The organism is Sphingomonas zeae, assembly GCF_014197135.1.
In the GTDB taxonomy this organism is placed as follows: domain Bacteria; phylum Pseudomonadota; class Alphaproteobacteria; order Sphingomonadales; family Sphingomonadaceae; genus Sphingomonas; species Sphingomonas zeae.
In genome coordinates, this window is the sequence record NZ_JACIFA010000014.1 from 31542 (window position 1) to 58151 (window position 26610).

Annotated in this window: 27 protein-coding genes and 1 pseudogene; 13 read left to right on the top strand and 15 right to left on the bottom strand. The window is 65.9% G+C overall.

The genetic code is table 11. From position 1 onward, the window contains the following. Positions 1 to 119: 119 nt before the first annotated feature. The 7 genes from GGR45_RS16295 to GGR45_RS16325 are packed head-to-tail and all read right to left on the bottom strand — an operon-like array spanning position 120 to position 5653. Positions 120 to 542, bottom strand: a complete 423-nt coding sequence (locus GGR45_RS16295) for a c-type cytochrome (protein ID WP_175312411.1) — start codon at positions 540 to 542, stop codon at positions 120 to 122. After that, a complete protein-coding gene (locus GGR45_RS16300; protein WP_175312410.1) occupies positions 535 to 1407 on the bottom strand; it encodes a cytochrome c oxidase assembly protein in 873 nt (290 codons plus the stop codon). The genes GGR45_RS16295 and GGR45_RS16300 overlap by 8 nt, the downstream gene beginning before the upstream one ends. Next, positions 1395 to 1703, bottom strand: coding sequence for a hypothetical protein (locus GGR45_RS16305; protein WP_175312409.1), 309 nt, complete (start codon positions 1701 to 1703; stop codon positions 1395 to 1397). The genes GGR45_RS16300 and GGR45_RS16305 overlap by 13 nt, the downstream gene beginning before the upstream one ends. Further along, complete coding sequence (locus tag GGR45_RS16310) at positions 1700 to 2320, bottom strand: cytochrome c oxidase subunit 3 (RefSeq protein ID WP_175312408.1); 621 nt, start codon at positions 2318 to 2320, stop codon at positions 1700 to 1702. Before GGR45_RS16310 ends, GGR45_RS16305 begins: the two co-directional genes overlap by 4 nt. Then, positions 2317 to 4191 (bottom strand): cbb3-type cytochrome c oxidase subunit I, encoded by a 1875-nt coding sequence (locus tag GGR45_RS16315; RefSeq protein ID WP_175312407.1) that lies wholly within the window; start codon positions 4189 to 4191, stop codon positions 2317 to 2319. Before GGR45_RS16315 ends, GGR45_RS16310 begins: the two co-directional genes overlap by 4 nt. Beyond that, the gene (locus GGR45_RS16320; RefSeq protein ID WP_217498042.1) at positions 4188 to 5150 is read right to left on the bottom strand and encodes a cytochrome c oxidase subunit II; all 963 of its coding nucleotides are present in this window, start codon (positions 5148 to 5150) and stop codon (positions 4188 to 4190) included. Before GGR45_RS16320 ends, GGR45_RS16315 begins: the two co-directional genes overlap by 4 nt. Then, positions 5147 to 5653 (bottom strand): c-type cytochrome, encoded by a 507-nt coding sequence (locus tag GGR45_RS16325; protein ID WP_175312406.1) that lies wholly within the window; start codon positions 5651 to 5653, stop codon positions 5147 to 5149. Before GGR45_RS16325 ends, GGR45_RS16320 begins: the two co-directional genes overlap by 4 nt. A gap of 214 nt (positions 5654 to 5867) precedes the next feature. Between GGR45_RS16325 and GGR45_RS16330 the strand changes: the two genes are divergently transcribed. From GGR45_RS16330 to GGR45_RS16380, 11 genes are all read left to right on the top strand, one after another. After that, entirely contained in the window at positions 5868 to 6149 is a 282-nt protein-coding gene (locus GGR45_RS16330) for a hypothetical protein (RefSeq protein ID WP_175312364.1), read from the top strand. Positions 6150 to 6166: 17 nt separating this feature from the next. Further along, positions 6167 to 6550, top strand: a complete 384-nt coding sequence (locus GGR45_RS16335; RefSeq protein WP_175312405.1) for a DUF4267 domain-containing protein — start codon at positions 6167 to 6169, stop codon at positions 6548 to 6550. 140 nt (positions 6551 to 6690) lie between these two features. Beyond that, entirely contained in the window at positions 6691 to 7143 is a 453-nt protein-coding gene (locus GGR45_RS16340; protein ID WP_175312404.1) for a MarR family winged helix-turn-helix transcriptional regulator, read from the top strand. Between the two features lie 4 nt (positions 7144 to 7147). Then, positions 7148 to 9157: an FUSC family protein gene (locus GGR45_RS16345; RefSeq protein ID WP_175312403.1), complete on the top strand. Its 2010-nt coding sequence runs from the start codon at positions 7148 to 7150 to the stop codon at positions 9155 to 9157. After that, positions 9157 to 9378 carry a DUF1656 domain-containing protein gene (locus tag GGR45_RS16350; protein ID WP_175312402.1) on the top strand — a complete coding sequence of 74 codons (222 nt, stop codon included), beginning with the start codon at positions 9157 to 9159 and terminating at the stop codon, positions 9376 to 9378. The genes GGR45_RS16345 and GGR45_RS16350 overlap by 1 nt, the downstream gene beginning before the upstream one ends. Positions 9379 to 9382: 4 nt before the next feature. Continuing rightward, on the top strand, positions 9383 to 10276 hold the full coding sequence (locus GGR45_RS16355; protein ID WP_217498050.1) for an efflux RND transporter periplasmic adaptor subunit: 894 nt from the start codon (positions 9383 to 9385) through the stop codon (positions 10274 to 10276). After that, positions 10273 to 11697: an efflux transporter outer membrane subunit gene (locus tag GGR45_RS16360; protein WP_175312400.1), complete on the top strand. Its 1425-nt coding sequence runs from the start codon at positions 10273 to 10275 to the stop codon at positions 11695 to 11697. The genes GGR45_RS16355 and GGR45_RS16360 overlap by 4 nt, the downstream gene beginning before the upstream one ends. A gap of 933 nt (positions 11698 to 12630) precedes the next feature. Then, positions 12631 to 12903 (top strand): PadR family transcriptional regulator, encoded by a 273-nt coding sequence (locus GGR45_RS16365; RefSeq protein ID WP_175312399.1) that lies wholly within the window; start codon positions 12631 to 12633, stop codon positions 12901 to 12903. Next, positions 12900 to 13538 carry a hypothetical protein gene (locus GGR45_RS16370; protein WP_246358274.1) on the top strand — a complete coding sequence of 213 codons (639 nt, stop codon included), beginning with the start codon at positions 12900 to 12902 and terminating at the stop codon, positions 13536 to 13538. Before GGR45_RS16365 ends, GGR45_RS16370 begins: the two co-directional genes overlap by 4 nt. Before the next feature lie 145 nt (positions 13539 to 13683). After that, positions 13684 to 14211, top strand: a complete 528-nt coding sequence (locus GGR45_RS16375; protein ID WP_246358275.1) for a hypothetical protein — start codon at positions 13684 to 13686, stop codon at positions 14209 to 14211. Positions 14212 to 14364: 153 nt separating this feature from the next. Beyond that, positions 14365 to 14709, top strand: coding sequence for a UrcA family protein (locus GGR45_RS16380; protein WP_175312434.1), 345 nt, complete (start codon positions 14365 to 14367; stop codon positions 14707 to 14709). Between the two features lie 99 nt (positions 14710 to 14808). Here GGR45_RS16380 and GGR45_RS16385 read toward each other — a convergent pair whose 3' ends face one another. The 7 genes from GGR45_RS16385 to GGR45_RS16415 all read right to left on the bottom strand — a co-directional run bounded on the left by GGR45_RS16385 (position 14809) and on the right by GGR45_RS16415 (position 24069). Continuing rightward, complete coding sequence (locus GGR45_RS16385) at positions 14809 to 15453, bottom strand: hypothetical protein (RefSeq protein ID WP_175312398.1); 645 nt, start codon at positions 15451 to 15453, stop codon at positions 14809 to 14811. Then, complete coding sequence (locus tag GGR45_RS16390; protein WP_175312397.1) at positions 15450 to 15797, bottom strand: thioredoxin family protein; 348 nt, start codon at positions 15795 to 15797, stop codon at positions 15450 to 15452. Before GGR45_RS16390 ends, GGR45_RS16385 begins: the two co-directional genes overlap by 4 nt. A 54-nt stretch (positions 15798 to 15851) precedes the next feature. Further along, a complete protein-coding gene (locus GGR45_RS16395) occupies positions 15852 to 17297 on the bottom strand; it encodes a metallopeptidase TldD-related protein (RefSeq protein ID WP_175312396.1) in 1446 nt (481 codons plus the stop codon). Continuing rightward, on the bottom strand, positions 17294 to 18646 hold the full coding sequence (locus GGR45_RS16400; RefSeq protein ID WP_175312395.1) for a TldD/PmbA family protein: 1353 nt from the start codon (positions 18644 to 18646) through the stop codon (positions 17294 to 17296). The genes GGR45_RS16395 and GGR45_RS16400 overlap by 4 nt, the downstream gene beginning before the upstream one ends. Next, the gene (locus GGR45_RS16405; protein ID WP_175312394.1) at positions 18643 to 20427 is read right to left on the bottom strand and encodes an ABC transporter ATP-binding protein/permease; all 1785 of its coding nucleotides are present in this window, start codon (positions 20425 to 20427) and stop codon (positions 18643 to 18645) included. The genes GGR45_RS16400 and GGR45_RS16405 overlap by 4 nt, the downstream gene beginning before the upstream one ends. Positions 20428 to 20444: 17 nt before the next feature. Continuing rightward, positions 20445 to 22778, bottom strand: coding sequence for a TonB-dependent siderophore receptor (locus GGR45_RS16410; protein ID WP_175312393.1), 2334 nt, complete (start codon positions 22776 to 22778; stop codon positions 20445 to 20447). 286 nt (positions 22779 to 23064) lie between these two features. Beyond that, positions 23065 to 24069, bottom strand: a complete 1005-nt coding sequence (locus tag GGR45_RS16415) for a LysR family transcriptional regulator (RefSeq protein ID WP_246358276.1) — start codon at positions 24067 to 24069, stop codon at positions 23065 to 23067. Positions 24070 to 24173: 104 nt separating this feature from the next. Between GGR45_RS16415 and GGR45_RS16420 the strand changes: the two are divergent. Continuing rightward, a pseudogene (locus GGR45_RS16420) lies at positions 24174 to 24423 on the top strand (hypothetical protein); the annotation flags it as partial. A 127-nt stretch (positions 24424 to 24550) separates the two neighbouring features. On the opposite strand, the gene GGR45_RS16425 reads toward GGR45_RS16420, so the two are convergent. Then, positions 24551 to 25546, bottom strand: coding sequence for a CE1 family esterase (locus GGR45_RS16425; RefSeq protein ID WP_175312391.1), 996 nt, complete (start codon positions 25544 to 25546; stop codon positions 24551 to 24553). A gap of 91 nt (positions 25547 to 25637) precedes the next feature. Between GGR45_RS16425 and GGR45_RS16430 the strand changes: the two genes are divergently transcribed. Continuing rightward, complete coding sequence (locus tag GGR45_RS16430; RefSeq protein WP_175312390.1) at positions 25638 to 26240, top strand: TetR/AcrR family transcriptional regulator; 603 nt, start codon at positions 25638 to 25640, stop codon at positions 26238 to 26240. Positions 26241 to 26610 lie beyond the last annotated feature (370 nt).

Below are 26610 nucleotides of genomic sequence, written 5' to 3' on the forward strand. Positions count from 1 at the left end.
ATGGTAATCGGACAGAGGCACTGGTCGCCATCGATCCGCTGGCGGGCGCGCGAACGGCCTCGACACGACCTCCGGACAGCGGCGGTATCGGATGGCCGACATCCTCCACCGATCATCGCCTAATCGAGGGTATAGAGATAGGCCGAGATCGATCGGGCCTCCGCCTCGCTCAGTCCCTGTTCCGGCATGGCGGTGCCGGGGCGCATCTGCCGGGGGTGCATCAGCCAGCGGATCATCGTCTCGGGATCGTTGGGCAAGCCGCCCGCAATGTGTCGGCGGGTCGCCATCTTCGACAATGGCGGCCCGACCATGCCGGATGCCCCGGTGATGCCAGGAATATCATGACAGCTTCCGCAGCCGCGCCGCGTGATGGCGGTGCGCCCGGCATCGACATGCCCGCCGGTGATGGCCTGGGCCTGGGTTCGGCTTCTGGCGCGGGCCTCGACATAAAGCGTCACGCCGCCGATGAAGGCGGCGAGCACCGCAAGGCCGATCAGCATGGCCAGCCAGGCCAGCGTCGGTGGGACAGAACGTCTAGCCATGGGCCGTCCTCAACAGACGTCGCATGACGATCAGCGCGGCCCCGGCATGAACCAGGCCGCCCGGAACCCACATCAGGAGTCCCGCCAATTGCTGATCCTCGGCGGGTGTCAGGCCCCAGGGGGCAAGGCCCAGCCTGGCATAGCCAGCATACCAGGGGCTGGTCGCGAAGGCCATCAAGGCCCCCAGCGCGCCCGAGACGATCGAGGTCGCGACCAAGCACAGCGCAGCGGTCCCGGCGGCCGTGTGACGGCCCAGCATCGCGCTCCAGAAGAACAGGGCGCTGACGAGGAACGACAGATGCTGCGCGGCGTGCCACCCGTCATGGGCGAGCGCCAGGTCGAACAGCGCGGGCGCGTGCCACAACCACAATGCCGCTGCCTGCACCAGCGTGGCGGTGAACGGCGCGGACAAGGTGCGCCATGGCACCGCCACGGCCGGCGACGCGACCAATCGACCGATCGCCCGCCGTCCCGCCGCCGGAAAGGCCCAGAGCATCACCGGCAGCGGCCGCGACAACACCAGCAACGGGGCGGCAACCAGCATGATCACCTCATGCTCGAACATATGCGCGGCAAAGGATCGCTCCCCCGCTTCGTGGAGGGGCGAGACCAGCGCGATGCCGAGGATCAGCCAGCCCGTGCCGAACAGACGCGCGTTCCGCCCCCATCGCTCCATGCCCTGCCCCGAACGCCTGGCCAGCCGCCGCCATCCGACCACGAAGAGCAGCAACGCGACGAGCAGCGGGACGATGATCCCGGGATCGAGCGTCCAGCCCGGCGGCTCATCATGCGGCTGTCCGGAGTCATGTGCCCAAGCCGGGGCGGCAAGGAGCGCGGGAACGACCGCACCGATCAGGCGACGCATGGCGGCACCCATAAGACAGCGAGCGTCTGAAACCCAATGGCGAGCGCGAAGAAGCCGGCCACCAGCATGGCCGACCGCGCAAGCCAGACATTTGAGAGCGAACTCCGCCGCGTCCGATACGGCCAGCCGAACCAAAGGGCGCCGAGGCAGACCGCGAGGCTGGCAGCCCCCCAGGCCACACCCAGCCCGGATCGCCCGCAATCGCTGTGCAACACCGCCGACAGACCCTGCTCGAACACGAACCAGGTGACAGGCGGCACCGCCAGGGCGGTCCAGGCGCGGGCGCCAAGCCTCATAGCGCCCGCGGCGCCCAATAGATCAGCGCATAAAGCGGCATCCAGGTCAGGACGACGAAGCTCCAGTAATTGGCATTGTCCTCCACATCCGAGAATTGGTCGTCGCCGATCTCATGAGTGAACAGCCAGACCGCCTGCACCGCGCATTCGGCCCATTCGGTCACGATATGCGTCGTGTGCAGAACCAGCAGCAACCACAACACCGAGCCATAGCCGTCACGATCCCACGACACGCCCAGATGCGCAAACTCGACCCCACGCAGCGCCATCAGGATCAGGCCGATCAGCACCATCCCAGCCACTCCCCAGCGCACCGCCGCCGCCTTCTTGGCGCGGGCGCAGCGCAGCACCCAGAGGTTCGGCACCGTGCTGAGCGCCAGCGCGGCGGTGAAGATGCCGCTCCACAAGAGCCCCGGCAGGGCGTCGCCCGCCGGCGGCCAGGTGGGGCTTTGCGTCATCAGATAGAGATAGGCTGCCGCCGCCAGCGCGAAGCCCGTCCCCTCAATCACCATGAAGCCGATATTGCCCCACCAGACCAGGTGCCGCGCGCCAATGGCACCCGACGGCAGGCTCGACACGTCCGCGACGACCTGGAATTCGCGGGGGGGCGTGGTCATGCGCCGCTCCTCCGCGGTCGCTGGGGCCAGAACCATCCGGTCAGGGCTGCGCCGATCGGCACCGCGCCGACCACAATGGCCCAGGGCGTGAAGATGCTGGCGATGAACATCGCGCTGACCGCCAGCGCCGACAGGAGCGGCCATATGGAGGGCGACGCGCTTTTCTGCCGATAGAGCGGATCGGCGTCGGTGACCGAGGTGATGAGGACCTCCCGCCGCGCGATCGCCACCCCGTCCGCGACACGCAGCGGACGACCGCCGTTCCACATTGGGGTCAGGCCGTCGACCATCGGCGTATAGGCCAGGTTCCACGAGGGCGCAGGCGCCTCGCCCGCCCATTCGAGCGTTGATCCGCCCCAGGGATCGCCGCCCGATGGCGCGCCCCGCCAATAGCTGACCAGCGCATTGGCGACAAACACCAGCCCGCCCGCCACCGCGACGACGCTGCCCAGGGTCGCGACCTGGTTCAGCCCCTCCCAGCCCATGCCCGCCGGATAGGTATAGACCCGGCGCGGCATTCCCATGAGGCCGAGCAGATGCATCGGGAAGAAACCCAGATTGAACCCGCCGACGATCAGCGCGAAGGCGATCCTCCCCCAGCGCTCCGACATCATCCGCCCCGTCGCCTTGGGGTACCAGTAGCAGAACGCGCCGAAGAGCGGGAACATTGCGCCGCCGACCAGCACATAATGGAAATGCGCCACGATGAAGTAGCTGTCGGTCAGCTGCAGATCGAGCGCCGCCGACGCCGTCATCACGCCCGATAGTCCGCCGATAACGAAGGTCGTGACGAACCCGATCACCCACAGCATCGGCGTCGCCAGCCAAGGCCGCCCGCTCCACATGGTCGCGATCCAGCAGAATATCTGGAGCCCTGCGGGCAGCGCGATCGCCATGCTGGCGGCCGTGTAGAAATTGTTGCCGAGGCGCGGAAGCCCGACCGCGAACATGTGGTGCACCCACAGACCAAAGGCGAGTGCACCGATCGACAGGATCGCCAGCACGATCACCGAATGGCCGAACAGCGGACGACGCGAAAACGTCTCGACGATCGCCGAGACGAAGCCGGTTGCGGGCACGAAGATGATGTACACCTCCGGATGGCCGAAAAACCAGAAAAGGTGCTGGAAGAGCAGTACGTCTCCGCCGCTGGCGGGCGAGAAGAAATGGGTGGAGACCAGCCGGTCGGCGATCAGCATCGACGTCACCAGCATGATCGCGGGCATCGACAGGATCGTCATGATCGACGCGACGAGCATGGCCCAAAGAAAGACGGGCATTCTGGCCAAAGTCATGCCGGGCGGGCGCATCTTCAGGATGGTCGCGGCGACGTTGACCGAAGCGGCGAGCGCGGCAACCTCGGTAAAGGTGATCATCTGCGCCCAGATGTCGGCCCGGTGGCCGGGCGCATAGGCCGGGCCGCTGAGCGGCGGATATTCGAACCAGCCGAGATCGGGGGTGATGTCCAGCGCATGGCTGATCCACAGCGTCAGCACCCCGCCCAGATACAGCCAGTAGCTGAAAGCCCCCAGCCGGGGAAAGGCCATGTTGCGTTGCCCCAGCATCAGCGGGACCAGCCATAGGGCCATGGCCTCCATCACCGGCACCGAGACAAGGAACAACATCGTCGACCCGTGCAGCGAGAAGCTTTCATTGTAGAGCTGCGGCCCCATCCGGACATTTTCGGGCGTCGACAGTTGCCACCGCATGTCGAGCGCCAGCATGCCTGCCAGGAACATCAACAGCAGCGCGGTTACGATATAGCGCGCCGCGATCCGCTTGTGATCGACCGTAGTCAGGAAACCCCATAGCCCCGGGGGATCGCGCCAGGTCAGCGACAGGCGGTCGAGCCGATCCTGATCGGGCCTCATTTCAGGCTCTCCATATAGGCGGCGAGCGCGTCGGCGTCAGGACCCGATAGGGGCACGGCCGGCATCGACGTGCCCGGCTTCAACGCCTGAGGCTGCGTGATCCATCCCTGCAGGTTGCCACGCGTCATGGTCAGCGTGCCCGCCGCGATCGACTTTCGCGACGCGAGATGTGTCAGGTCCGGCCCGACGCGCCCCGACGCCCCCGTTCCGCGAATGGCGTGGCAAACGGCGCAGGCGTTCGCGAATACCGCCGCGCCGCGCGAGGCCGGTGATGGGGCGGGCCGCGCCTGCTCCGTCAGCCAGGCCTCAAACGCAGCGACACTCTCCACCTTCACGTCGAGCGCCATATGGGCGTGCTGCGTCCCGCAAAACTCTGCGCATTGGCCGCGAAACCAGCCGACGCGACGGGGCGTCAGGTCGAGCACGTTGCGGCGGCCGGGGATCATGTCGAGCTTGCCCGCGACATTGGGCACCCAAAAGCTATGGATCACGTCTGCAGAGCCCAGAGCGACGCGCGTCGTCCGGTCCAGCGGCAGATGGAGTTCATTGGCGGTTTCGATCCATCGCCCGGTCGCGGGATCGCGATATTCGATCCGCCACCACCATTGATGCCCGGTGACGCGCACCATCATCGCGCCCTGCCTCCGCGAGGCGAATACGGCGCGGTCGGCCACGAAGCTGCCGACGATCAGGACGGTCAGGCCGATGACGATGACGATGGCTGCCCCCCAGAGACTGCGCTCCGGCACCTCTGCGGCCTGGCCCGCCGAACGGACGCGCCGCAGGCTCCAGCCCAGTCCGACGAGGACCAGCGCATAGATTCCGCCGCACACCGCCATCATGAGCAGGAACAGATTGTGCAACGCCGTCGCCTGATCGCCGCCGGGCGCCAGCGGCGACTGCACCCCCTGGCATCCGGCGAGCAAGAGCATGATAGCCACCACGCCGATCCGTGTCATTGCGGCCCCCGCCATGTCGCGGCTTGGGGTTCGGATCTTTGATCGAGCATCTGCCGCCGCCGTTTCTGAGGCGTGTGCCGCTCCAGGTCCCGTACATAGGCGGTCAATTGCCAGAGCTGTTCGTCGGGGATGCGCGTGGCGTAAGACCGATCGCCATGGCCATGTGCGATCGATGCGAAGACAGCTGGGAAGTCGGCCCCCCGCCGCAGCCCGTCGGCGAGGTCGCGTGTTCCGGGAGCGCCGTCGTGGTGGCAGCCGGCACAGCCATAATATTGAAAATATCGGCCGCCCTGCGCGATCTGCCACACATTGCCCTGGAACAGGGCGATGCGCGGGTCCTTCTTACCGACCGGCGCGGTTTGTGCCACGGTCGGTCCGATGTCACGCGCCTCCTTGCCGCACGCGCTGATCAGACAGGCCAAGACCATCACCCTCCCCGGCCGCCATTGCGCCACATGACCCTCCACCGCCTGGTCGGGCGACCCTAATCCGGATCGCGCCATGTGCCATAATCCATGTGAAGTGATGGCGGGGCCTATCCCTTTGAATCCGTTTATCTCTAAGGCAGCGCCCTAGCCGTATGGATGATCGAGCGAGTCGTCCCTTCGCCTTTCCTCATCGCCCCTGTGCTGATCTGTGATAGCCGGTTGATGCCCCGCCATTTCGGAACGACGCGATCTTGCCCCTGTTGTGTCTTCCAGCAGCAAGGAGCGAGCCATGAAAGCCGTCATATGGCATGACATCGGCGATATCCGCATACAGGAACCCACCGATGTGATCGGCGTGGAGGCGGAACATGCCCATGATGGTTCCGCCGCCGAACGGGCCGATAGCGATAAGGACGCGGATCAGCTCGACCAGATCGCTCCCGATTACCGAGACACCCCACCCTTCATGCCAGGAGACGCCCCGACTCAGGCGCTACGGTGGGCGGTAAAAGCCCTGGCCAAAGCGGGCACGCTGTCGATCATCGGCGTCTATCCGCCGGCGGCCGCCTGAGACAGGGATACCGCCTCATGAACCGCAAACGCGCCTTCCTGGTACTTACTGGCGTGCTGGCGGCTGTGTTCCTGCTGCTCGGTGGATTGTTCGTCTGTGCACCCGAAGCGGGGGCCGCTATTTACGGCGTGCCCGGTAACGATCGGAGCGCGCTGATCTATGTCCGCGCTGTCGCCATTCGCGATCTCGCATTGTCCGCCTATCTGATCGGGCTGGCTCGGGCCGAAAACATTCGGGCGTTGACGATCCTTTGCGCCGCAACGATCGTCATCCCTATCGGAGACATGGCGTTGCTGATGCTGTCAGGCACCGGCGGCGCCCCTCACTATTTTTTGCATATGAGCAGCCTGCTGTGCTTTGCGGCCACCGCGCTGTGGGGGCATCGCCTCACGAGGCGATAGATGGCAGAAAAGCTGATGCAAGACGGCTTCGTCGGGTTGCCGCGCCATGCGGCATCAGCGCGGCAAGGGAGGCGTGCCTGGAGCGCCCGGTTCAGAGACAATTTGCATTCATCTAGATAGATAGCTACCTATCTTCTTATATGTCTGATTCTCGAAGCCAGCTCGAACGCCGCTTGGCGACGGCGCTGATCCCCCTGGCGCGCAGCTACCGGCGGCATCTCGATCGAGCGTTGGCGGAGCTGTCACTTTCACACTCGTCCGCCCTCGCGGTGATGTTGCTAGGTCGCATGGAGGACGGCGTGCGCCAGGGCATGTTGGCGGAGCAGCTTGGCGTGGAAGGTCCATCGGTCGTACCGCTCGTCGACCAGATCGAACGGGCAGGACTGGCCGAGCGGCGCGCCGATGCGACCGACAAGCGCGCCAAGACGATCCACCTTACATCAGCCGGCCGCGCGCTCGCCGCACAGGCGGAGGTTCGCTCCACGGAAATCCGGGCTGCGCTCTTCGCCGGTGTCCCGGCCGGTGATCTGGCCATCGCGATCGGCGTGCTAGAGCGGCTTGGCCAGGCGATCGGCTCCTCCGAGACGGATTGAGCATATGCGCATCGGGGTGCGGGAGGCGGCGTTTTCCGTCAATTGCTTCGCGGCGGCGATGCTGGCGCTGGTCGTGTCGTTCCGGCTTGGGCTGGATCGGCCGTTCTGGGCGATGGCGACCGTATACATCACCAGCCAGCCGCTGAGCGGGGCGGTGCGCTCCAAGGCGGTGTTCCGCCTGATCGGCACCATCGTCGGGGCGAGCGCCACCGTGGTGCTCGTACCGTTGCTGGTCAACGCGCCGGTCTTGCTGTCGCTGGCGCTCGCGCTCTGGGTTGCGGGTTGCCAGTTCGTCTCGCTGCTCGACCGAACGCCCCGTTCCTACCTCTTCATGCTTGCCGGCTATACCGCCGCGATCGTCGGCTTTCCGAGCGTCACCCACCCGGAGGCGATTTTTCAGGTCGCCGTGCTCCGCGCGCAGGAGATCGGCATCGGCGTCACTTGCGCGGCCGTCATCCACGCCGTCTTCTGGCCGCGCAGCGTCACCACATTGCTACGGACGCGGCTTCAGGCTGTACTCGACGAGGCGGAAAGCTGGATTGCCGACTCGCTCGCCCCCGAGAAGCTGGCACGTACGGATGCCAAGCGACGCCGCCTCGCCGCCGACGTCACGGAACTGCATGTGATGGCCACGCATGTGCCGTTCGATACCGCGACGCAGCGGCCGACCAAAGCCGTGCTCGCGGCGCTGCAGGACCGGTTCGTACTGCTTATTCCCCTCGTGTCCGCCGTCGAGGACCGCATCCGCAGCGTTGCGGCAATAGACGCCATCCCTGCCCCCGTGGCTGCGCTGGTCGACGATGTCCGCCGCTGGTCCCGTGCGCCGGACAGCGCCACGCCGGCCGCCCTCGCCGCGCGCTGCGAGGCGCTGTCCGCCGACCAACCCATGCGGACTTGGGCAGACCTGCTGATCGTCAATCTGCTCGACCGCCTCGGTGAGTTGGTCACGGCGCTGGACACGACCCGGCATGTTGCCGCGCAGGTGACGGCGCCCGACGCGCCGATGCCGGAGCATGTCCGCTCCCTGCTGCGCGAGCGGCAGCGGCGGCCGCTTCACCGAGACTATGCCCTGGCGCTGTTATCCGCCGTCGCGACGGCGATCGCGATCCTGGGCTGCTGCGCCTTCTGGATCGTCACCTCCTGGCCGGAAGGGGCGGTCGCGGCGATGATCGCTGCGGTCGTATGCTGTTTCTTTGCGACGATGGACGATCCGGTTCCGGCCCAACGAGGATTCCTGATCTGGACCGCCGTGTCGCTGCCGCTGACGGCGCTTTACCTCTTCGCGCTTCTTCCGCTGGTGCACAGCTTTGAAATGCTGGCGCTGGTGCTGGCACCGGCGCTGCTGATTTCCGGCGCGCTGCTTGCGTTGCCGCATTGGTATGGCCGGATGATGCCAATGATCCTCGGCCTGGCGGGTGGCCTTGCATTGACCAACACCTTCTCCGCCGACGCGGTAGGTTTCTTCAATGGTGGCATCGCCCAGCTCATCGGGGTGGCGGCCGCGATCCTCGCAACCCGGCTCTTTCGCAGTCTCGGCGCCGGAACCGGCATTCGTCGGCTGCGTCGCGCGGGCTGGCGCGAACTCGCCGATCTCGCGTCCCGCCCATCCAGCCTCGCGATCGCGACGTGGAGGAGCCGGATGTTCGACCGGGTGGGACTGCTCGCCGCGCGCGTGGGCGATATCGACCGGGCGGATCGGGATGTCGGGATGGCGGCGTTGCGCGAATTGCGGGTGGGCATGAATGTGGCCCAGCTCGCACCCGAACGGGTCGGCGACACCCCGGAAATCGCGGCATTGCGGTCGGACATCGCAGCATATTTCCGCACCTGCGCCATCGAAGGGGCAGCGGTACCGGCCCCCACGCTGCGTGTACGGATCGATGCGGCCATCGCGTCCGCGATCGACCTGCCCATCTCGGAATCCCGATCGAACGAGCTCATCGCGCTGACCGGGCTGCGGCGGAACTTCTTTCCGCACGCGCCCGCCTGGGAAACGCAGAAGGAGGCGGCGTGATGGGAGAAGTCGATCTGGCCGGGGTTTACGTCCACCCGCTGCTGATCGCCGCCATTCTGGCGTTCGTTGCCGCGGAGGCCGTCGGCTGGCTGCTCGGACGCCTGCGCCTCTATCGCTTTGTCTGGCATCGCGGCCTGTTCGACGTGGCACTCATCATTCTCTTTTGGGCTGGCTTCGCCTCGCTCCTCAACGGCGGCAATGTCGCTGCCCTTTTCGGTTAGAAAAATGAACAAGACTGCATTTCTGCGCGTCGCCGTGACGCTGATGGTCGTGGTCCTTGCCGGTCTCGCGGGGCAACGCCTGTGGGCTCATTACGAGGAGGATCCATGGACCCGCGACGGGCGCGTCCGGGCCGATGTGGTCCAGGTGGCACCCGACGTGTCTGGGTTGATCACCAGGGTCCTTGTTCGCGACAATCAGCAGGTGGCCAGCGGCGCGCCGCTGTTCGAAGTCGACCGGCCACGGTACCAGCTGGCCGTGGCGCAGGCGCAGGCGGCCGTCGCGGCCCAGCAGGTGCAGCTCGCCCAGGCTCGGCGCGAGGCAAGGCGCAACCAGTCATTGGGCGATCTCGTTGCCGGAGAAGTTCGGGAACAGAGCCTGGCCAAAGTCGCCCAACTCGACGCGTCTCTGGCGCAAGCGCGGACCGCCCTGGACACCGCCCGCCTTAACCTCGCCCGGACGGTGGTTCGCGCGAGCGTGGCGGGGACAGTGACCAACCTGGACTTGCGCCCCGGCGACTACGCCACCGCTGGCCATCCGGAATTTGCGATCATCGACAGAAGCTCGCTCCATATCATCGGCTATTTCGAGGAAACGAAGCTGGCCCGTATCCATGTCGGCGATCCGGTGCAGGTGCGCCTGATGGGCGATGCGAGCATGATTGCAGGGCATGTCCAAAGCATCGCTGGCGGCATCGAGGACCGCGATCGCAATTCCGGCGCAAACCTGCTGGCCAATGTGAATCCGACCTTCAGCTGGGTCCGGCTCGCGCAGCGCATCCCCGTCCGCGTCGCCATCGATCGGTTGCCCGCCGGGACCGAGCTGGTGGTCGGCCGCACGGCGACCGTCGAGGTGCTGCCGCCAGCGAAGCCGAGCCATATGCCGGGAGCACGGGCATGACGCTCTACCGGCTTGTCCCTTCCATCATGGCGACACTGCTCGCGGGCTGCACCGTGGCGGGTCCCAATTATCATAGGCCCGCCACAGCCATCGCGGAACGTCCCAGTGCGACGGGTGCCTTTGTCAGCGGCACCGGCGCCGCGTTCACGCCCACCCCGCTGCCGGACCACTGGTGGAAGCTATACAGCGATCCGGCTCTCGACCGACTGGTCGAGGACGCACTCGCGCACAATACCGATCTGCGCATCGCCAGTGCTAACATCGCACGGGCGAACGCCGCGCTTGGTCTTGCCGAGGAAGCCCGCAAGCCGGGGACACAGCTCGAGGCCGCGCCCGGCTATGCCCAGCCATCGGCAGAGGAGCAATTGCGGCCCGGCGCCCCCCTCCCCTCCGCCTTGGTCTATTCGGTGGGGGCGGGCATTTCCTACCAAGTCGACCTTGCGGGGCAGGTCAGGCGCGCCGTCGAAGCGGCCGGGGCGGACGTCGCGGCGACCCAGGCGGCCTATGACGCGACCCGCGCCACCGTGGTGGCGGATACGACCCGCGCCTATCTGGATGCCTGCGCGGCTGGCCGGGAGATCGACGTCGCGCAGCAGGCGGTGGCGTTGCAATCGCGCACGACCACCCTGACGCAGCGGCTGATCCATGCCGGACGGGGCATCTCGCTGGACGCGACCAGGTCGCGGGCGCAGGAGGAACAGGTCCGCGCCACTTTGCCGAGCTTGCGTGGTGCCAGGCAGATCGCGCTGTTCCGTCTGGCGACGCTGACCGGTCGCCCGCCTGGCGAATTCGATCGTACAGTCGCGGCCTGTACGCATGAGCCCCATCTCGACCGGGCGATTCCGATCGGTGACGGCGCCGCCCTGCTGCGGCGACGTCCGGATGTGCGCCGCGCCGAGCTGGAACTGCACGCGGCCACGGCCAGGATCGGGGTCGCGGAGGCGGAACTCTATCCACGCATCGTCCTTGGGGCGTCGGCAGGATCGGCGGGCCTGCTGCGCAGTGCGTTGAGCAGCGACACCTATAAATTTTCGCTGGGTCCGCTGATCCGCTGGGAATTCCCCAACCGCGAGCGCGTGCGTGCGCGCATTGCCAGCGCTCAGGCGGACGCCGATGCCGCCTATGCGAAATTCGATGGGACGGTGCTCGGCGCCTTGCGCGAGACCGAAACCGCGCTGACCGTGTACGCACGTGACCTTGATCGCCGCACGGCACTGAACGCTGCCCGCGACCAGTCCGCCCGCGCAGCGAGCGATGCGGAGCGGCTGTTCAGGGCCGGGCGCACGGGCTTCCTGCCCGTCCTCGATGCACAGCGCACGCTGATCAATGCCGAACAGACATTGGCCGCTGCAGACAGCCGCCTGGCAGCGGATCAGGTACAGCTTTTCCTCGCCTTGGGAGGCGGCTGGCAGGCTTATTGATGCGACCCGTGGGGCAGATGAATACCGGCGAAGCAATCGACGATTTTCTTTTTTCGATGCCGTTTCGCCCTGTTTATGATCATCGCGGCGATGACATTCTCCGTTCGCACGAAGCCAGCCTTCACAGGCTTGGCTTGGTGCATGTCGATCTAATTCTTGTGCACGACATCGGGCGAAGGGCGCTCGGCGACCGTCAGTGGAAATATTGGAAGCACCTTACCAAAGGCGGCGGCCTCCGCGCCCTGAGCACGCTGCGCGACACTTGTTTTGCCAAGGGAACCCCGGTGTTGCTGGGTAGGCCATCCAATAGGGGCATTGCAATTTGCACTGGGCCATCCCGCCATATCCCATGTCGTCGCAGGCTTTCGCGGCCCCCATCGGGTCGGGCAAGGTGTCGACGCGATAGACCATCGCATTCCAGGCGATTTTGGGCAGAGCTACGCGACAGGCACCGAGCGGCTCGCGCCGGGGGGACGGCAAGGGGCTGTTTCGCGGACTGCCTGGCTGCCGTCCAAGATCACCGGTTCACGTTGCGGCCGATGACGTAAAGGCGCCTTGGCTATATGGTTTCCAATTTGATCCGGTGAAATCAAGCTGCGCCGGAGGCCAGTGCCGCCCTACCCCATGATAAGCCACCGATTTCGCGTCACCATCGAACCCGACCGCCAGCGAGTTCCACGGCGAGGCCAATCATAGCGAGTAGAAATAGACCCCGCGCTCCAGCGTGATGCGTCGGGACTAGACGTGGTCAGGCCCGGACAACCCATTGCCGACCATCTATCGTCCCCTTGCGGTTTCCCCGAACCAGTCACGCATTCATCGGAGAACGGCGAACATCGATGCGGGCCACAGGATAGCCGCGGACAGGCTTGACTCTTAAATCTACATATGTTGCTATGACTCATGGCTCGCAACAGACAACCTTCGAAGCAAATGCGCCTCGTTCTGGCAATCCTTGCGGAGCAGCGGGGCGAATGGCGTCATGGCTATGATCTGATGAAGGCGGCAGGGCTGCTGTCGGGCACATTATATCCTCTCCTGATGAGGATGACCGACAATGGGCTGGTCGAGGCGGAATGGCGCGAGCCTGCGCAGCAGGGGCGTCCGCCGCGCCATGTCTACCGATTGACCGCCGCGGGTTTCGCGCTGGCGATCGAGCTGACCCGTGAGAGCGCCCCTCTATCCGGCAAGGAGATGCTGGCATGACGATATTCCTGGCTCGGTTGCTCATGACGCTCGCATCGACGAGCATGGGTGATGACCGCCGCGACTGGTCGCTCGCAATGCAGGCGGAATATGAGGTTGCTGCAGCCGACGGGCAGGCGCTGTCCTTCGCATCCGGCTGCCTGGTTGCCGCCTGGCGAGAGCTGCTAGCGAGCCCACAGGGGCGCTTTACCCTGACTAACTACGCCGCAGCGCTCGGGATCATGCTGCCGATGGCTGCGCTACAGATCGGATGCGCGGTTTTCGGCCTGCCTTATCTCTATCCCGGCGAGCATGGCCTGCCCGGCGCGATGCTGGTCGGCGGCTCGCACGAAACATTGCTACGCAGCATCTATCTGGGCGCCGTTCCTACGCTGGCGCTGATCCAACTGATAACGGGGATCGGACATGTCCGGCTGGCGTGGCTGCTGGTGGAGCGCGATTGGCCCGGCGCGATACGGTGGGCTTTGTGGACGCTGGCCGGAGCGACCGCCCTCGTCATCTTCATGAGCGTGCTTTTCCTCGATGCCCAGCAAGCGTTGCTGCAAGCCGCGATTGTCGGCCTCGAGGTGGCCGCTATCGCGATCGGCATCACGCGACACGCCGAGATAGCGGCCGTACGTAACCCTACCGGCTGAACCCCTTCACTCGCATGATACCAAAGCCGACCTGCACATTCTCCGGGGACGTTCCTCGGGGCGGGCTGGCTCACGCCTAACCGAATCCGATTACTTCTCATCCCCGCGCCAGGACCTGGGCCTGGCCCCATCAAGGAGAGGTTGCATGTTCTATCTGCCTGTACGCCCACTGGCGCTCCTCCTGTCCGCGGCCATGAGCGTCGCTGCGCTTCATGGTGAAGCGATGGCACAGGCGACGGGTGTTTCCCCGCAGGGTGTCCCACCGTCGTCGTTCCTCGGGCGCTGGGAACTCGATCTGACCCGGATGCCCGACAGCTACGGCCCACCGCCCAAGCGCGTCGTTTACGATTTTCAGGTCCTTGCGAGCGGCAAGTGGCGCACCACCATCGATATTACCGCGCCCAACGACAGCGTGCGCCACATGATGGTGGAGTATAGGCCCGACGGTACGTTCGCGCCCGGCGGGGGCGACACCAGCGAGGCGGACAGCGCCGCGATCATGGTCCCGACGCCGAACGTGCTCGTCATGAACCTGGCTAAGAACAAGAGGCTGGGGTCCGTGCGCGTCTACACGGTGTCGGCCGATGGCAAGGAGATGATCGAATCCGCTGCCGCGATCAACCCGCTGGGGGAGCCGTTCGTCCGCAACTTCCACTATAAGCGCGTGCCCTGACGTTCGGATCGGCTGCGGCCGATCGCCCCAAGGTAGAGGCAAGGAGCCCACCGCCCGCCCAACGGCCGCGCGCGGCCCGCCCAGCTCACCGCCCGCCCGCGTGCCGACCACGCCACGGTCGTGGCCGCCCATCGCCCGGAGAAGGTTATGAAAATGCCCCTTTTGTCGCTTCCTCTATTGCTGTCCGCGTGCGCAACGGCGGGCGCCGTTGCCACATCGCCTCCAGACCTGATCGTCGCCTATCGGGATCTTGCGCTGGATACGACTGCGGGACGCGCTGAACTCGTCCGTCGCACCGAACGGGCCGTACGATATTTCTGCGCGGCGTATGACCCTGAGGACGAAACCGCGATATTCGACGTACGGCTGGCGAGCACCCGGCTTTGTCCTGGTGCTGCGGCGCGCATGTTAAGGAGAAAAATGCCTGCCTCGGTCCGCAGAGCCTATCGCGCAGGCGTCGAAGCTATTCAGAACCTTCCGCGCCCTCCGAAGCAATGACCCCACTCTCCCATCCATCGCGTTATTGACCATTGTCCTCATGGCCGCCGTCATCTTCTTGCCGTGATATACGCGTTCCTGGCCGTCGATTGAGCGAACTCACCGATCATCGCCGTCGTCGTTTTGATATTCATAGATCCGAGTCGCACCGGCCAGCCAGGCGACGACCTCGGCGCGAAAGCTGCCATAGGCGGCATTGGCGGCGGTCAGATTGAGGGAGAAGCGTTTCTCCAGAACGGGGTCTTCTTGCGTGAACAGCTCCGGTATCTCCTCGCGGGCCGGGCGTGTCATACCGTCCCCGTCCGCGATCCTGCCGAGGATGGCATGCGCCGCCTGCTCGTCTTCGGATGTCCAGCCGCTCGCGGTGGAGGCCTGCCGTGCCCGCAATTGGCAGATGGCCTGCATCATCTCGACAAGACCGGCTTGTCCCGTGGCGAGCGGCCAGGCCGCCGCTTCCGCGACCTGGCCGTAAGCCTGAACCTCGACATCCGTGTCGTCGCCCAGCAAGACCGCGGCACGGCGCAGGCGCCGCCAGACGGCGCCGTCCGCCTGCGCCTCGCGATGCGCGGCGAGCAGGCCGTCCATCACCTCGCGCACCGCCTCGGGCCATGGCTGGATCGCCGTCAGCATCCAACAGGCCAGACGGGTCGTGTCGTCGGTCCCGTCCGGAACGAAGACGGGATCCTTCACCTGCAAAGCGCGACGCAGCGTCGCCATCGCCAGAGAGGTCGGCGCGCCGCTCACTGCCCAACCCTGCCCCGCTCCAGCGCATCGTCGATCATCATCGCCAGCCGCGTCCGGGTAAGGCTGCCGACATGGCGATCGATCACCGTGTCGCCACGGCGCGTGACCAGCGTGGGCACGCCACGCACTGCAAACGCCTGAGCAAGCTCCGGTGATGCCTCAATGTCGATCCGGGCGACGACCAGGTCGTCGGCATAGACCTGCGCGATATCCTCGATTGCGGGCGCCATCGCCTTGCAGGGGCCGCACCACGTCGCGCTGAACACCAGAAGCTGGAGACGATCACGCGCTGCGGCGTCGATCGACGCCAGCGACGTGCCGGAATTAGACTGGATCATGGTCATGCTTATTCTCTTTTTTCGGTAAGGGGGCGGTCGATCGCTGAGAAGGGAGCGTGGTCAGGACGCGCCGCCGACCATCATCGCATCGATGCGGATCGTCGGCTGGCCGACGCCGACGTCCAGATACTGGCCATCCTTGCTGCAACTCGCGACGCCATCGTCGAGCGCGAGATCGTTGCCGACCATCGAGATCTGCTTCAGCGCTTCGTGGCCGACGCCGATCAGCGTCGCGCCCTCGACCGGCGCGGTGATGCGGCCATTCTCGATCAGCCAGGCCTGGGTGGTAGTGAAGTTGAACCGGCCGCTGACGATGTCGACCTGCCCGCCCCCGAATGCCGTGGCGTAGATGCCATCCTTGACGGAGGCGACCACGTCGGCGGGGGTGTGGTCGCCCGGCAACAGGAAAGTGTTGGTCATGCGCGGCATCGGCAGATGCGCATAGGATTGCCGTCGTCCGTTGCCGGTCGGGCGCGCGTTCATCAGCCCGGCATTGAGCCGGTCCTGCATCAGGCCGGCCAGGACGCCGTCTTCGATCAGCGTCGTCCGCATCGCCCCGGAACCCTCGTCGTCCACGCCCAGCGAGCCGATCAGGCCGGGCAGACCGCCATCATCGACCACGGTCACACCCGGCGCCGCGATCCGTTCGCCGATCCGCCCGGTGAAGGCCGACTGGTTCTTACGATGGTGATCGCCCTCCAGCCCGTGGCCGATCGCCTCGTGGAACAGCACACCGGGATAGCCGGGGCCGAGCACGACCGGCATCATGCCAGACGGCGCGGGCCGCGCGTCGAGGTTGGTGCAGGCCATCGCCACGGCCTGAACGACCAGCGCGTCGAGGCGTGCCTCGGTCACACCCTCAATGCCATGGCGCCCGCCCAGTCCCGTCTGGCCCTGGGCGCGGCGGCCGCCGCTCTCCGCGACCACGGTCACGAACAGCTGCATCGTGGGGCGCACGTCGCCCGCGATCCGACCATCGAGATCGGCGACCAGCATCGTCTGATCCATGATCCGCAGGAACCCGTCCACCCGCGCCACGCGCGGGTCGGCAGCGCGCGCCACCGCATCGATCCGCTCCAGCAACCCGATCCACGGCGCGGCGCTGCCCGGCATATTGAGCATGATCGGCGGATAAAGATCATGCACCGGCGGGGTGCCGGAGATCGGCACCGCGACCTCGCCGCCGCTGCCGCCATCGAGCGCGCGAACGGCATCGGCCAGCGTCGCGAGCGCAGCCGCGCTCATGTCAGCGGAATGCGCGAAGGCGACCTGTCCCCCGCGCGCCGCCCGCGCGCCAACGCCCTGCGTGATCTGATATGATCCTCCCGCGACGCGTCCGTCCTCCAACCGGAAGGTGCGCGAGCGTTTGGCCTCGAGGAACAGATCGGCGAGGTCCGTACCCGCGCTCGCCAATCTGCCAAGGGTGCGCGACAGGTCGAAGAGGTCGAGCCCCGCGGGACCAAAAATGCGCGCGGTGGCGGCGTCCGTCGTTATATTGGTGTTCATGCCGCTCCTCCGATCTGCATTGCGTCGATCAGGATCGAGCCTGTGGAAAAGGCGCCGCGCCGCTCGACATCGTCGCCGACCGCGACGATCCCGTTCAGCATGTCGCGTAAATTGCCGCCTACGGTGACATCGGCGACGGCGTGGACCGGGATTCCCTCCTCTACCCAAGTGCCCGCGACCGCATGGGTCCAGTTGCCCGTCACCGGATCGATCGCCCCGCCTTCGAGACGGCGGACGATCAGTCCCCGTCCCATGCGTTGACACAATTCGGCGAATGACCCCCGATCGGTTCGGCTGGTCAGCGTCAGGTTCCACGGGCCATCGGCATTGCCGGTCGAGCGCATGCCCAGCCGCCCGGCCGAGCGCGTGCCGAGGAACAGTCCCTTGACCGTTCCGGCGCTGAGGATCGCGCGGCGGCTGCCGGCGATGCCTTCCCGATCGAACCCGCCGCTGGCAACGCCGAACGGCTCGAACGGATCTTCGTGAAGGTCAAGGTGCGGCGCCGCGACCGTCCGGCCCAGCGCATCGGGCAGGAAGGTCGCACGCCGCTGCTGCGGATTGCCCGAAAGGGCGTTGACCAGGCTGCCGATCAGCGCCGTGGCGACACTCGCCTCGAACAACACTGGCGCCATCTGACCGGGGACCGCGCGCGCGCCGAGTTGACCCGTCGCCCGCGCCACGGCGCGATCCGCCAGCGCATGCGCGGACATCAGCCGGTCGAAGCGCCGGTCGAAGCTGTCGGCGCTGTCGTTGACTGCGCCATCCGCGTCGCGCGCCAGCGCAACCAGCCAGAGTCCGTGATGGGAGTAACTCTGACCGCGACAGAAGCCGGCGCTCGTCGCCAGCGCATGGACGCCCTCGCTGGAGGAGACGCCCGACGTCACCGTCTCGACCCTAACCCCCGGACGCGAAGCGGCGCGCAGCATTGCATCGCCCTCCATCGCCGTCGCGCGCAGGCTTGCGACGTCGCATCCCGACGGCGCATCGATTGGCGGCAACGGCGTGTCGACGGCCATATCGGCCAGCGCCGGCGGCAGAGCATCAGGATCCTCCCCGACCAGGGCGGCTATGGCATAGGCTTCTTCCACCGCCTCGGTGATCGCATGCTCATCGAGCGCCGCGGTGCTTGCCGTGCCCGCTCGCGCCCCGCGATAGACGGTGATGGTCAGTCCCTGCCCCGCATCGCGCAGCGCGGCGTCGGTGGCCCCGTCGCGCCCCGTCACCCGCACGCCCGCCTGGGCGCTGGCGGAAGCGACGGCATGATCCGCTCCGATCCGACGCGCGACCTCTATGGCCTGGGCGGCGACGTCCGCCATGCTGGCGACATCAGTGGCGAGCAGGCGGATCATGCGTGTGGCTCCAGCGGCACCGCCAGGGCGCGACCATCGGCGATCACCAGCGCATGGTCGTGATAGGCGTGCAACCGCTCGTCGTGGACGACGCTGATGATCGTGACCCCGGCCAGATGCCGGCCGAGCAGGTCGTGAAAATGCTGCGTGTTCGCTGGATCGAGCGCGCTCGTCGCCTCGTCCAGGATCAGCAGGTCCGGCTTTTGGAGCAGGATGCGCATCAGCGCGATCCGTTGCTGCTCGCCGGGCGATAGCTCCTCGGACCACATGCGCAGCGCGTGCATGTCGTCCGCTAAGTGCGAAAGATACATCGTGTCGAGCAGCGCGGCGATCACCGCATCGTCATGATCCTCCGGCGCGTCGGGGAAGCAGATCGCCGCCTTCAGCGTGCCGAGCGGAAGGTATAGACGCTGCGGCACGAACATCGTGGTGCTGCTGTCCGCCAGCGCCACCTGCCCTGTCCCATCGGGCCAAAGCCCCGCGAGCGCGCGCAGCAGCGTGCTCTTGCCCGCGCCCGACGGACCCCGGATCACCCAGCGCTCGCCCTGCCGCACTTGCCAGTCGCCGATCTCGACCAACGGTTCGCCGTGCGGTCGCCGGATGACGAGCCCTTGGGTCGCGACGGCGATCCCGGCGGCCGTACCCGCACCGGCGGAAATGCCTGCCGGCCGCTCGTGAGCGATCGCATCGTCCAACGCCTTGAGTCGGTTGAGGTACGAAATCTGGGTCGCCACCCGGGGATAAAGATGCACGAAGAAGCCGAGCTGCGGCACGAGCTGCTGAAAGGCGTCACGGCCACCCATCACCTGGCCGAACGTGATCGCGCCCGCAAAATAGCGCGGCACGAGGATGAACAGGGGGATGATGGAACCAAGCCGATCGTACAAACCGTTGGCGGCGTTCAACCCGATCATCGACCGAATGACCGAACGTGACGTGAGATAGACGTTCTGTACGGCAATACGCAGCGAAAAGCGCTCCGTTGGGACAGCATCGGCCAGCCCGATCTGCGGGGCATTGCGGCGCACGTGGATCAGGTTGGACCTCAGGTCCGCCTCACGATGCTGCCACCCCATCATCGCGCGGATATATGGCTTGCCCAGCAGGACCATGACGACGCTGCTCACCAGCACATAAAGCGTCGCGTAAACGATCGTCCCTCCGGGAATCGACACTTCCCGTCCAAACAGCGCGAAGCGGATCGGTGCGGAGGTTTCCAACAGGATCATGATCGACGAAGCTGCCGATACGAGGGAATAGACGAGGCTAGTCAGGATCGTCAGCGCGCCGGCATCTGGGTCGGCGACGAACCTGATGTCGTCGGCAATGCGCTGATCAGGATTGTCGATCATGCGCAATCGCTCGATCTCTGCATAGCGGTTCCGCGACAACCAGCGGTTCAGATAGGTTTCGGTCAGATGGATGCGCCAGCGCAGGCACAGCATCCGGCGGACGTACGGCTCGAAGACGACAAAGACCATCTGCAGTGCCAGGATGCCGATGAACGCGGTGAGCAGCGACGCGAACCCCGCGACATCGCGGTTTTCGATTCCGTCGAAAAATCGCTGCTGCCACCGGTTCATCATCACGAACAACCAAGCGCCCGCGAACTGAAACGCCATAAGGACGATCAGCGCCCCCCAAGCGAACTTCCAGTCCTTCGACGTCCAGTAATCGCGCAGCAAACCGAAGGCGTGCCGCCACCGCTCGGCCGCAGGCTGCGGACGGGCGAGGCCCGTTTCGCGACGGGATTCACCGGTGGGAACGGGCTGTGGCAGCATCGATCAAAGAGCCTTCATCAACGGAAACGATAGCCGACGGTCAGCCGCCAGGTGCGCGCTTCGCCGAGCGGGACATAGGTGGTGGCGATCGTCGGCTGGTAGTTCGACCGATCGAACAGGTTGCGCACGCCCAGGTTGAGGTCGAGCTTGCCGATGGTCAGGAAGCCGTTGAGGTCGGTCTGCACCGCAGGACCAATCCAGTATTTGCCGGCCATGTCGATCGCCGCGCTGGAGCGTCCATAGACGCCTGCGCCCAGCCCTGCGGTGATGTCATCGGCGATGCTGTGGCGATAGGAGGCGTAAGCACTATACTGGTCGCGCGGTTGCAGCACGACGGTGCTGCCTAGATTGCGGTTTCCCTGCGTCAGCAGCGAATAGTCCGTGCGCGTGAACGCACCGCTGATCGTCAGCCCCTTCAGCGGCTCGCCCTGGACACTGACATCCACGCCCTGCGCCAGCTGTGCCGGCAGATTGATGAAATAGTTCCGGTTGGTCGGGTCCGGAACCTTGTAGTTGCTCTGGCTGAGCCGGAACCACGACGCGTTCACCAACACGCGTTTGTCGAACAGATCGAGCTTGATCCCGGTTTCGGCATTGCGCGTGCGCGTGTCGGGCAACAGATGGAGTGCGCGGTCGAGCTGGAAGCTTGGAATGAAGCCATAGGCGAGTGAGCCATAGACCGACAGCGCGTCCGTTACCTCCACCACCGCGCCGAAGCTGGGGGTCGTCGCGCCGTTGGACGTGTATCTGTTAATGCGGTTCCGGTTGGTCCGGTAATCGCGGATGGTGGTCGTGCTGTCCGACGCGGTGTGACGCACGCTCGCCATCAGGGCGATCTTCCAATATTTCGCCAGATACTGCGCGTAATAGGCGGTCTGCTTGCCGACGACTTTGTTGGAGAAGCTGAAATTGGTAGCCAGCGGCGGCAGCGGAGGCTGTTTGGTGACGTAATCATATGGCTGCATGGTGCCGTCATTCGCACCATCCGCGGTGGTGTCGAAGTTGGTCGACATCCCGCCCATGATCAGCTTGTGCTCCACCGGGCCTGTCTTCAGCGCGACGCGAACGTAGCCGTCGACCGCGTTGTTGGCGCTGCGCTGATTCACGCCACTGCTGTCTACCAGCAGCAGCCCGGGCGCGAGTTGGACGAACGGCGAGTACTGGCTGAGGAAGAAGGTGGCGTCCTGATGCTGCCAATGGCCCACCACGGTCAGCCAACTGCCCAGTTCCTGCCGTGCCTGCAGGTCGTAGATCGTACTGGTCGTCTGCGAGAATTGGTTCCTGTCGCCGATCAGCGGCACGCCATCGGCAATCGGCACCGGCGCCTTCTTCGTCGTGTCATACAGCGTGTAGGGCACCATGCCGAAGATCTGGTTGCCGACGGTGATGCTGGCGATGATGTCGGTACCGTTCTTCTTGTAGCGGATGGAGGGCGCGAACAGATAATCTTCGTTGCCGCGATAGCCTCCGAAGTTCCGGTCGGCGGTCGCCGCAGTCGCGATGATGCGGGCGGTCACGCTGTCGTCGGCGGAGATCGAGCGGTTGGCATCGACCGTGCCGCGCACTGCGCCGAACGAGCCGATCTCGCTCGAGACGTACAACCGCTCGTCGGCGCTCGGCTTCTTAGTGACGATGTTGACCGTGCCACCCAGACTGTCGCCACCCAGCAAAATGGCGTCAGGGCCTTTCAGCACCTCCAGCCGCTCGACATTGGCAATCGGCTGCGTGCTGCCAGCGGCAAAGGTGCTGGTGGACGGGGTGGGCAGGCCGTTGACCGCGCCGCCCGTAGACAGTCCACGCACGGTATAACCTACCCCGCCCTGCACCGTCGCCGCGTTCACGGTCACGCCGCCCGCATTGCGCAACGCATCGGGCAGGCTTTGCGCCTGTTGCTCGGCGAGCAGCTTGGCGGAAAGCACCTGCACGTTGCGCGGCTGATCGCGTAGCGATTCGCCGGTTCGCGTCGAGGTGGTCGTGCTGCGTACCATGACGCTGGTTTCGGCCTCGTCGCGACGCGCAACGACGACGATGTCGTTGATGACCAGAATGTGGCCACTGGCCTCCCGAGTGACGGCCAGCCGCATGCCGCGCGTCGCCTGCCGGACTACGCTCAGCACATCGCGCGCCTCGCGCACCGGTGCGGCGGTCAGCCCGCGGATCGCATCGGGATCGGCGTCGATCGTTGCACCGGTCTGCTGACGGATCTGCGCCAGTGCATCCTCCAGCGGCATGGCGGGCAGCGAGATGCGCTGGCCCTGCGCCAGTGCGGCCTGGGGCACGGCCCAGGCGAGCATCGGCACCAAGGCAACGGCCGCGACCCGAATCCCCAAGTCTGCTCGACGACGAATCATGAATACCCCCCCTTCCCCGCGTCGCAGCTAAGCGCACCCATGCCCTTGCAGACACAGTGTCGGATGCGCGTCGCCCCCTGCGAGGCATCACAGCCATGACTAAAAGCCCCGCCAGCCGGCGGAACGGTCGATCGTCGTCGAACCTGGTCCGTCGACGGCTCATTCTGCGGTGTCGAGGCCGGTCGACGATTGTCACGGAGCCTTAGCTCCGGTGCGATCCTGTCCCTCGACGAGCCGAAACCTGCGCCCAACTCGAGGCATCATCAAATTGTAATTGGTTATGCCGCTATAATCCCAGATCGATGGGCTTGCCGATGCCGTCGGCACCGCGTTTCAGCTCGGCGACCAGCCAGCGGATGACTGGTTCCTTATCGCGATAGGGCTGCCACTGGGCGACGATCCTCGTCGACTGCTGACGAAACGCCAGATCGAGGATCACGACTGGCAGACACGCCGCCTGATGCTGCGCGAACCAGTTGCTCGTGGTGGCGATCAGGTCCGATCCGATCACCAGCGTTGGCAACATGGAATGCAGTCCGGTTCGTACCACGACGCGGCGACGCGCGAGCGGCGATTCGGCGTCGAAATCGCCCAGGATCGCGCGCTCCATGTCCTCATGCACGGCCGCATGCGGTGCGGCACAATATTCCGCCGCATCGACTCGGCGTCCCGCGAACGGGTGCGCCGCACACACCAGCGCCGCCGCCTGGTGATCGAGCAGCGCCGCGGTGCACAGATCCCGGTCGGCCATCGCCTCCGGCACGATGGCGACGTCGACGCCCGCATCGAACAGACGCCGGGCCGAGCCATGCGCGAATGGCACCATCTTCAATTCGACGCCCGGCGCCACGGCGCGCAGCCGCGGCACGATGCGACTAAAGAACATCAACTCGACGACTTCAGGCGCGGTCAGGGTGATGGTCTGCCGAGCTGTCGCGGGATCAAAGTCCAAAGTGAGGTTGAACGTATCGTCGACCTCACGCAGCAGCCGCCCGACCCGCTGACGGAGCGCCTCGCCCAATGCCGTCAGCTGCCGTCTCTCGGTAAACAGGACCAGCTCATCGCCGAAGTGCTCGCGCAGCTGGCGCAGCTTGACGCTCATCGCAGGCTGACTGATTGCGATCGAACGGGCTGCCGCGGTCAGGGACGGTGAATGAAGCAATGCGTCGAGCGAGTAGAGCAGGTTGATGTTTAGCCGACGCAGCCGGCTGCGGCCTTCGATCTGCGACGTCCGCTCGCCTGCCTCGTCCAACAATCCCCCCCATGCATCCGGCCTTCGGACATCAGCCATGTTCGCGCTTTTGACAAGGACCAACCGCAGACCGAGATTGCGGCTGAGTTGGGCATCGTGCCCCCGATGCTGCGCCGCTGGCCGGGCAAGCAGCAGGGGAGCCGGGCTTCGTCGAGCGGCTGATGCGTCCGCATCGTATTCGCGCGCTGGCCGGCCGCCGGTTCCGGCCCTGCACGACCATGTGCGAACGGAACTGCGGCTGGCGGCGCTGACGATGGCCACCCAGCGGCAACGACCAGTGCGCGGTCTCATCTGCCAATCCGGCCATGGGTCCCAATATGCGGCCAGTGCCGGTGGGCGACGCAGGCTGAAGCCAGGCAAGCCCTGGGTGGATATATCAAGGGCTACTATAATTGAAACCCCGTGCATTCGGCTATCGGCGATCTCTCCCCCAACAGGCCGGGCAGCGCATGAGGGGATAACCCAGCGTGTCCGCCAAAACGGGGGACGATGACCATGCACCGTCCCCAGCCGCGCGGACTCAGCGTGTATGGGCCTGAAAGAAAGACCAGATGACATCGGTCGCATCGATCGGTGCTGGGCCGGAGTCGCCACCGGCTGTCCCACCGCCACCAAACCGGACGAACCACGCCCGACCGCCAGTCGATCCGGGCCAGTCATGCCCACCCTGCGGCAGATCATAGAAAACGACCTCGGCATCATCGCGACAACCGCTGCTGCGCTCGGTCGTATACCCCTTCTGCTGCGTCACCACCGGCGCCCCGGTGCAGCCGTTCGCACCACGCCAGAAATCGACCGCATAGCGCACCGGCTTGAACGGGATCGTCTGCGCCCTAGCGACAAAGCCGGTTCGGCTCATCCCACCGGTGAAGCCGACGACCGCGTCCTGCTCGCCATGGATGACCAACATCGGCACCGGCGTGCGCGCGGCGCTTTCGTTGCCGAACATCGCGCCGGATACCACCGCCGCCGCCGCGATCCTGTCGCCCAGCGCGATGGCGACACGATGTGTCAGCATTCCCCCGTTCGAGAATCCCGTGATGTAGATGCGGCGCGGGTCGATCGCCGCCTTCCTTGACACGTCGTCGATTACCGCGCGGACGAAGGCGACATCGTCGACGCCCTTCGCCACCGCCTCACCGCAGCAACCGCTGGCGTTCCAGGTGCCCACCCTGTCGCTGCGCCCGATCCCCTTGGGCGCCGCGATCACCAGCCCGGCGGCGCGCGCCTTGTCCGCCCAACGCGGGATCATCGTGTCCGGGCTGCCGCCGCCGCCGTGCAGCACGATCACCAGCGGCACCGGCGCCGCGCCGCGATGGGCGTCGAGCAACAGGTAGCTGCGATCGAGCGCGCCGACCCGTATCGTCTGCGACACCGCGCCCGCCGCGCCGGTCTTGCCGGAGCGCGCCGCGCGTATCTCACGCAGTCGGTCCAGCAACCGGGGCTGCGCATCTGCCGCGCCGACGACCGTCGCGGCGATCAACGAAAAGGTCATGGCCGTTCCGAGCAATCGCATGGCATCTTTCCCCTTTTTCAGCATCCGATCAGACGATGTTACCATATAGTAACACCTTGTTCCTGTCCCGTGTATGAATATCTGTCGCATCATGGCCGGTACTTATGCTGAGATGATCGACGAGCACCGGATCAACCGGCGGGCGATGCTGCTGGGACAGGCTGCGGATGCGCTCGATGTGCACGGCTTGCGCAGCGTCACCATCGACGCGATCGCCGAACATGCGGGCGTCGCCAAGGTCGTGCTCTACCGCTATTTCAAGTCGAAGGACGGGCTGATCGATGCGGTGTTGGCCGAAATGGTCGAAGCGCTGCTGGGGGTCGACGCCATGCCGGTCGAAAGCTGGGGTGAGCGCCTGCCCCATACGCTGGCGCTGGCCCGGCAAAAGCGTGCGGCCTTGCGGGTGTTGCTGCGCCAGGCCCCCCATGACCCGCGCTTCGGGCGCCATGTCGACCATCTGCACGCTGTCCTCGCTGAGCGCACCATCTGCCGCATCCGCGCGGTGCTGGGCGAACCGGTGGCCATGGCCGGCGATCCGGCCATGTTGGCACAGATCGTGTCGAGCTTCCTGCTGGACGCCTATCTCACCTGGGTCGACGCAGGCGACCCGGCGCGCGACCAGGAGTTCCTCGACTGGCTCGTCGCGAGCATACGAGGGATGACGCTCCGGTGGTGGAAGGGATCGGACGAGTAGCGGCCACTTGCACGGCTATTACAATTTACCGCCATGGGCTTCTCGAAATGCGACCCGACGGGGAACGTCTTGGCCGTCTTGCTCGCCGTTCCCAGTCAGGAATGCTCTCATGCCCACCTCCGCCCCCTTGCGGTCATCAGGGTGATCATGGCCGCGCGGTTCGTACCTCGGTAACTCGTTCAACCATGGCGCGTTCTTCCGCGTGGGATCGGCTGGCGCACCGTCTTTGCCGGGACCGCCGGCGTGGGTGCGATCGCGATGTTGTGTGCGCGTCTTGCACGGCCGGCGCTTCCCGCGACCGGGGCGGCGACATGCGGGCCGGATTGCGCTCGCAGATGCGGGTGATGGACGCCGCGTCGGACGCGCCGAA

What these genes read in the sequence shown, in the direction of transcription:
- GGR45_RS16375 (WP_246358275.1), top strand. Translation starts at nt 13,684, where the DNA reads ATGTTCTATCTGCCTGTACGCCCACTGGCGCTCCTCCTGTCCGCGGCC.
- GGR45_RS16380 (WP_175312434.1), top strand. Translation starts at nt 14,365, where the DNA reads ATGCCCCTTTTGTCGCTTCCTCTATTGCTGTCCGCGTGCGCAACGGCG.
- GGR45_RS16430 (WP_175312390.1), top strand. Translation starts at nt 25,638, where the DNA reads ATGGCCGGTACTTATGCTGAGATGATCGACGAGCACCGGATCAACCGG.
- GGR45_RS16340 (WP_175312404.1), top strand. Translation starts at nt 6,691, where the DNA reads ATGTCTGATTCTCGAAGCCAGCTCGAACGCCGCTTGGCGACGGCGCTG.
- GGR45_RS16365 (WP_175312399.1), top strand. Translation starts at nt 12,631, where the DNA reads ATGCGCCTCGTTCTGGCAATCCTTGCGGAGCAGCGGGGCGAATGGCGT.
- GGR45_RS16395 (WP_175312396.1), bottom strand. Translation starts at nt 17,297, where the DNA reads ATGAACACCAATATAACGACGGACGCCGCCACCGCGCGCATTTTTGGT.
- GGR45_RS16300 (WP_175312410.1), bottom strand. Translation starts at nt 1,407, where the DNA reads ATGCGTCGCCTGATCGGTGCGGTCGTTCCCGCGCTCCTTGCCGCCCCG.
- GGR45_RS16370 (WP_246358274.1), top strand. Translation starts at nt 12,900, where the DNA reads ATGACGATATTCCTGGCTCGGTTGCTCATGACGCTCGCATCGACGAGC.
- GGR45_RS16320 (WP_217498042.1), bottom strand. Translation starts at nt 5,150, where the DNA reads ATGACACGGATCGGCGTGGTGGCTATCATGCTCTTGCTCGCCGGATGC.
- GGR45_RS16315 (WP_175312407.1), bottom strand. Translation starts at nt 4,191, where the DNA reads ATGAGGCCCGATCAGGATCGGCTCGACCGCCTGTCGCTGACCTGGCGC.
- GGR45_RS16390 (WP_175312397.1), bottom strand. Translation starts at nt 15,797, where the DNA reads ATGACCATGATCCAGTCTAATTCCGGCACGTCGCTGGCGTCGATCGAC.
- GGR45_RS16415 (WP_246358276.1), bottom strand. Translation starts at nt 24,069, where the DNA reads ATGGCTGATGTCCGAAGGCCGGATGCATGGGGGGGATTGTTGGACGAG.
- GGR45_RS16330 (WP_175312364.1), top strand. Translation starts at nt 5,868, where the DNA reads ATGAAAGCCGTCATATGGCATGACATCGGCGATATCCGCATACAGGAA.
- GGR45_RS16355 (WP_217498050.1), top strand. Translation starts at nt 9,383, where the DNA reads ATGAACAAGACTGCATTTCTGCGCGTCGCCGTGACGCTGATGGTCGTG.
- GGR45_RS16310 (WP_175312408.1), bottom strand. Translation starts at nt 2,320, where the DNA reads ATGACCACGCCCCCCCGCGAATTCCAGGTCGTCGCGGACGTGTCGAGC.
- GGR45_RS16350 (WP_175312402.1), top strand. Translation starts at nt 9,157, where the DNA reads ATGGGAGAAGTCGATCTGGCCGGGGTTTACGTCCACCCGCTGCTGATC.
- GGR45_RS16405 (WP_175312394.1), bottom strand. Translation starts at nt 20,427, where the DNA reads ATGCTGCCACAGCCCGTTCCCACCGGTGAATCCCGTCGCGAAACGGGC.
- GGR45_RS16400 (WP_175312395.1), bottom strand. Translation starts at nt 18,646, where the DNA reads ATGATCCGCCTGCTCGCCACTGATGTCGCCAGCATGGCGGACGTCGCC.
- GGR45_RS16410 (WP_175312393.1), bottom strand. Translation starts at nt 22,778, where the DNA reads ATGATTCGTCGTCGAGCAGACTTGGGGATTCGGGTCGCGGCCGTTGCC.
- GGR45_RS16345 (WP_175312403.1), top strand. Translation starts at nt 7,148, where the DNA reads ATGCGCATCGGGGTGCGGGAGGCGGCGTTTTCCGTCAATTGCTTCGCG.
- GGR45_RS16295 (WP_175312411.1), bottom strand. Translation starts at nt 542, where the DNA reads ATGGCTAGACGTTCTGTCCCACCGACGCTGGCCTGGCTGGCCATGCTG.
- GGR45_RS16425 (WP_175312391.1), bottom strand. Translation starts at nt 25,546, where the DNA reads ATGCGATTGCTCGGAACGGCCATGACCTTTTCGTTGATCGCCGCGACG.
- GGR45_RS16360 (WP_175312400.1), top strand. Translation starts at nt 10,273, where the DNA reads ATGACGCTCTACCGGCTTGTCCCTTCCATCATGGCGACACTGCTCGCG.
- GGR45_RS16325 (WP_175312406.1), bottom strand. Translation starts at nt 5,653, where the DNA reads ATGGCGCGATCCGGATTAGGGTCGCCCGACCAGGCGGTGGAGGGTCAT.
- GGR45_RS16335 (WP_175312405.1), top strand. Translation starts at nt 6,167, where the DNA reads ATGAACCGCAAACGCGCCTTCCTGGTACTTACTGGCGTGCTGGCGGCT.
- GGR45_RS16305 (WP_175312409.1), bottom strand. Translation starts at nt 1,703, where the DNA reads ATGAGGCTTGGCGCCCGCGCCTGGACCGCCCTGGCGGTGCCGCCTGTC.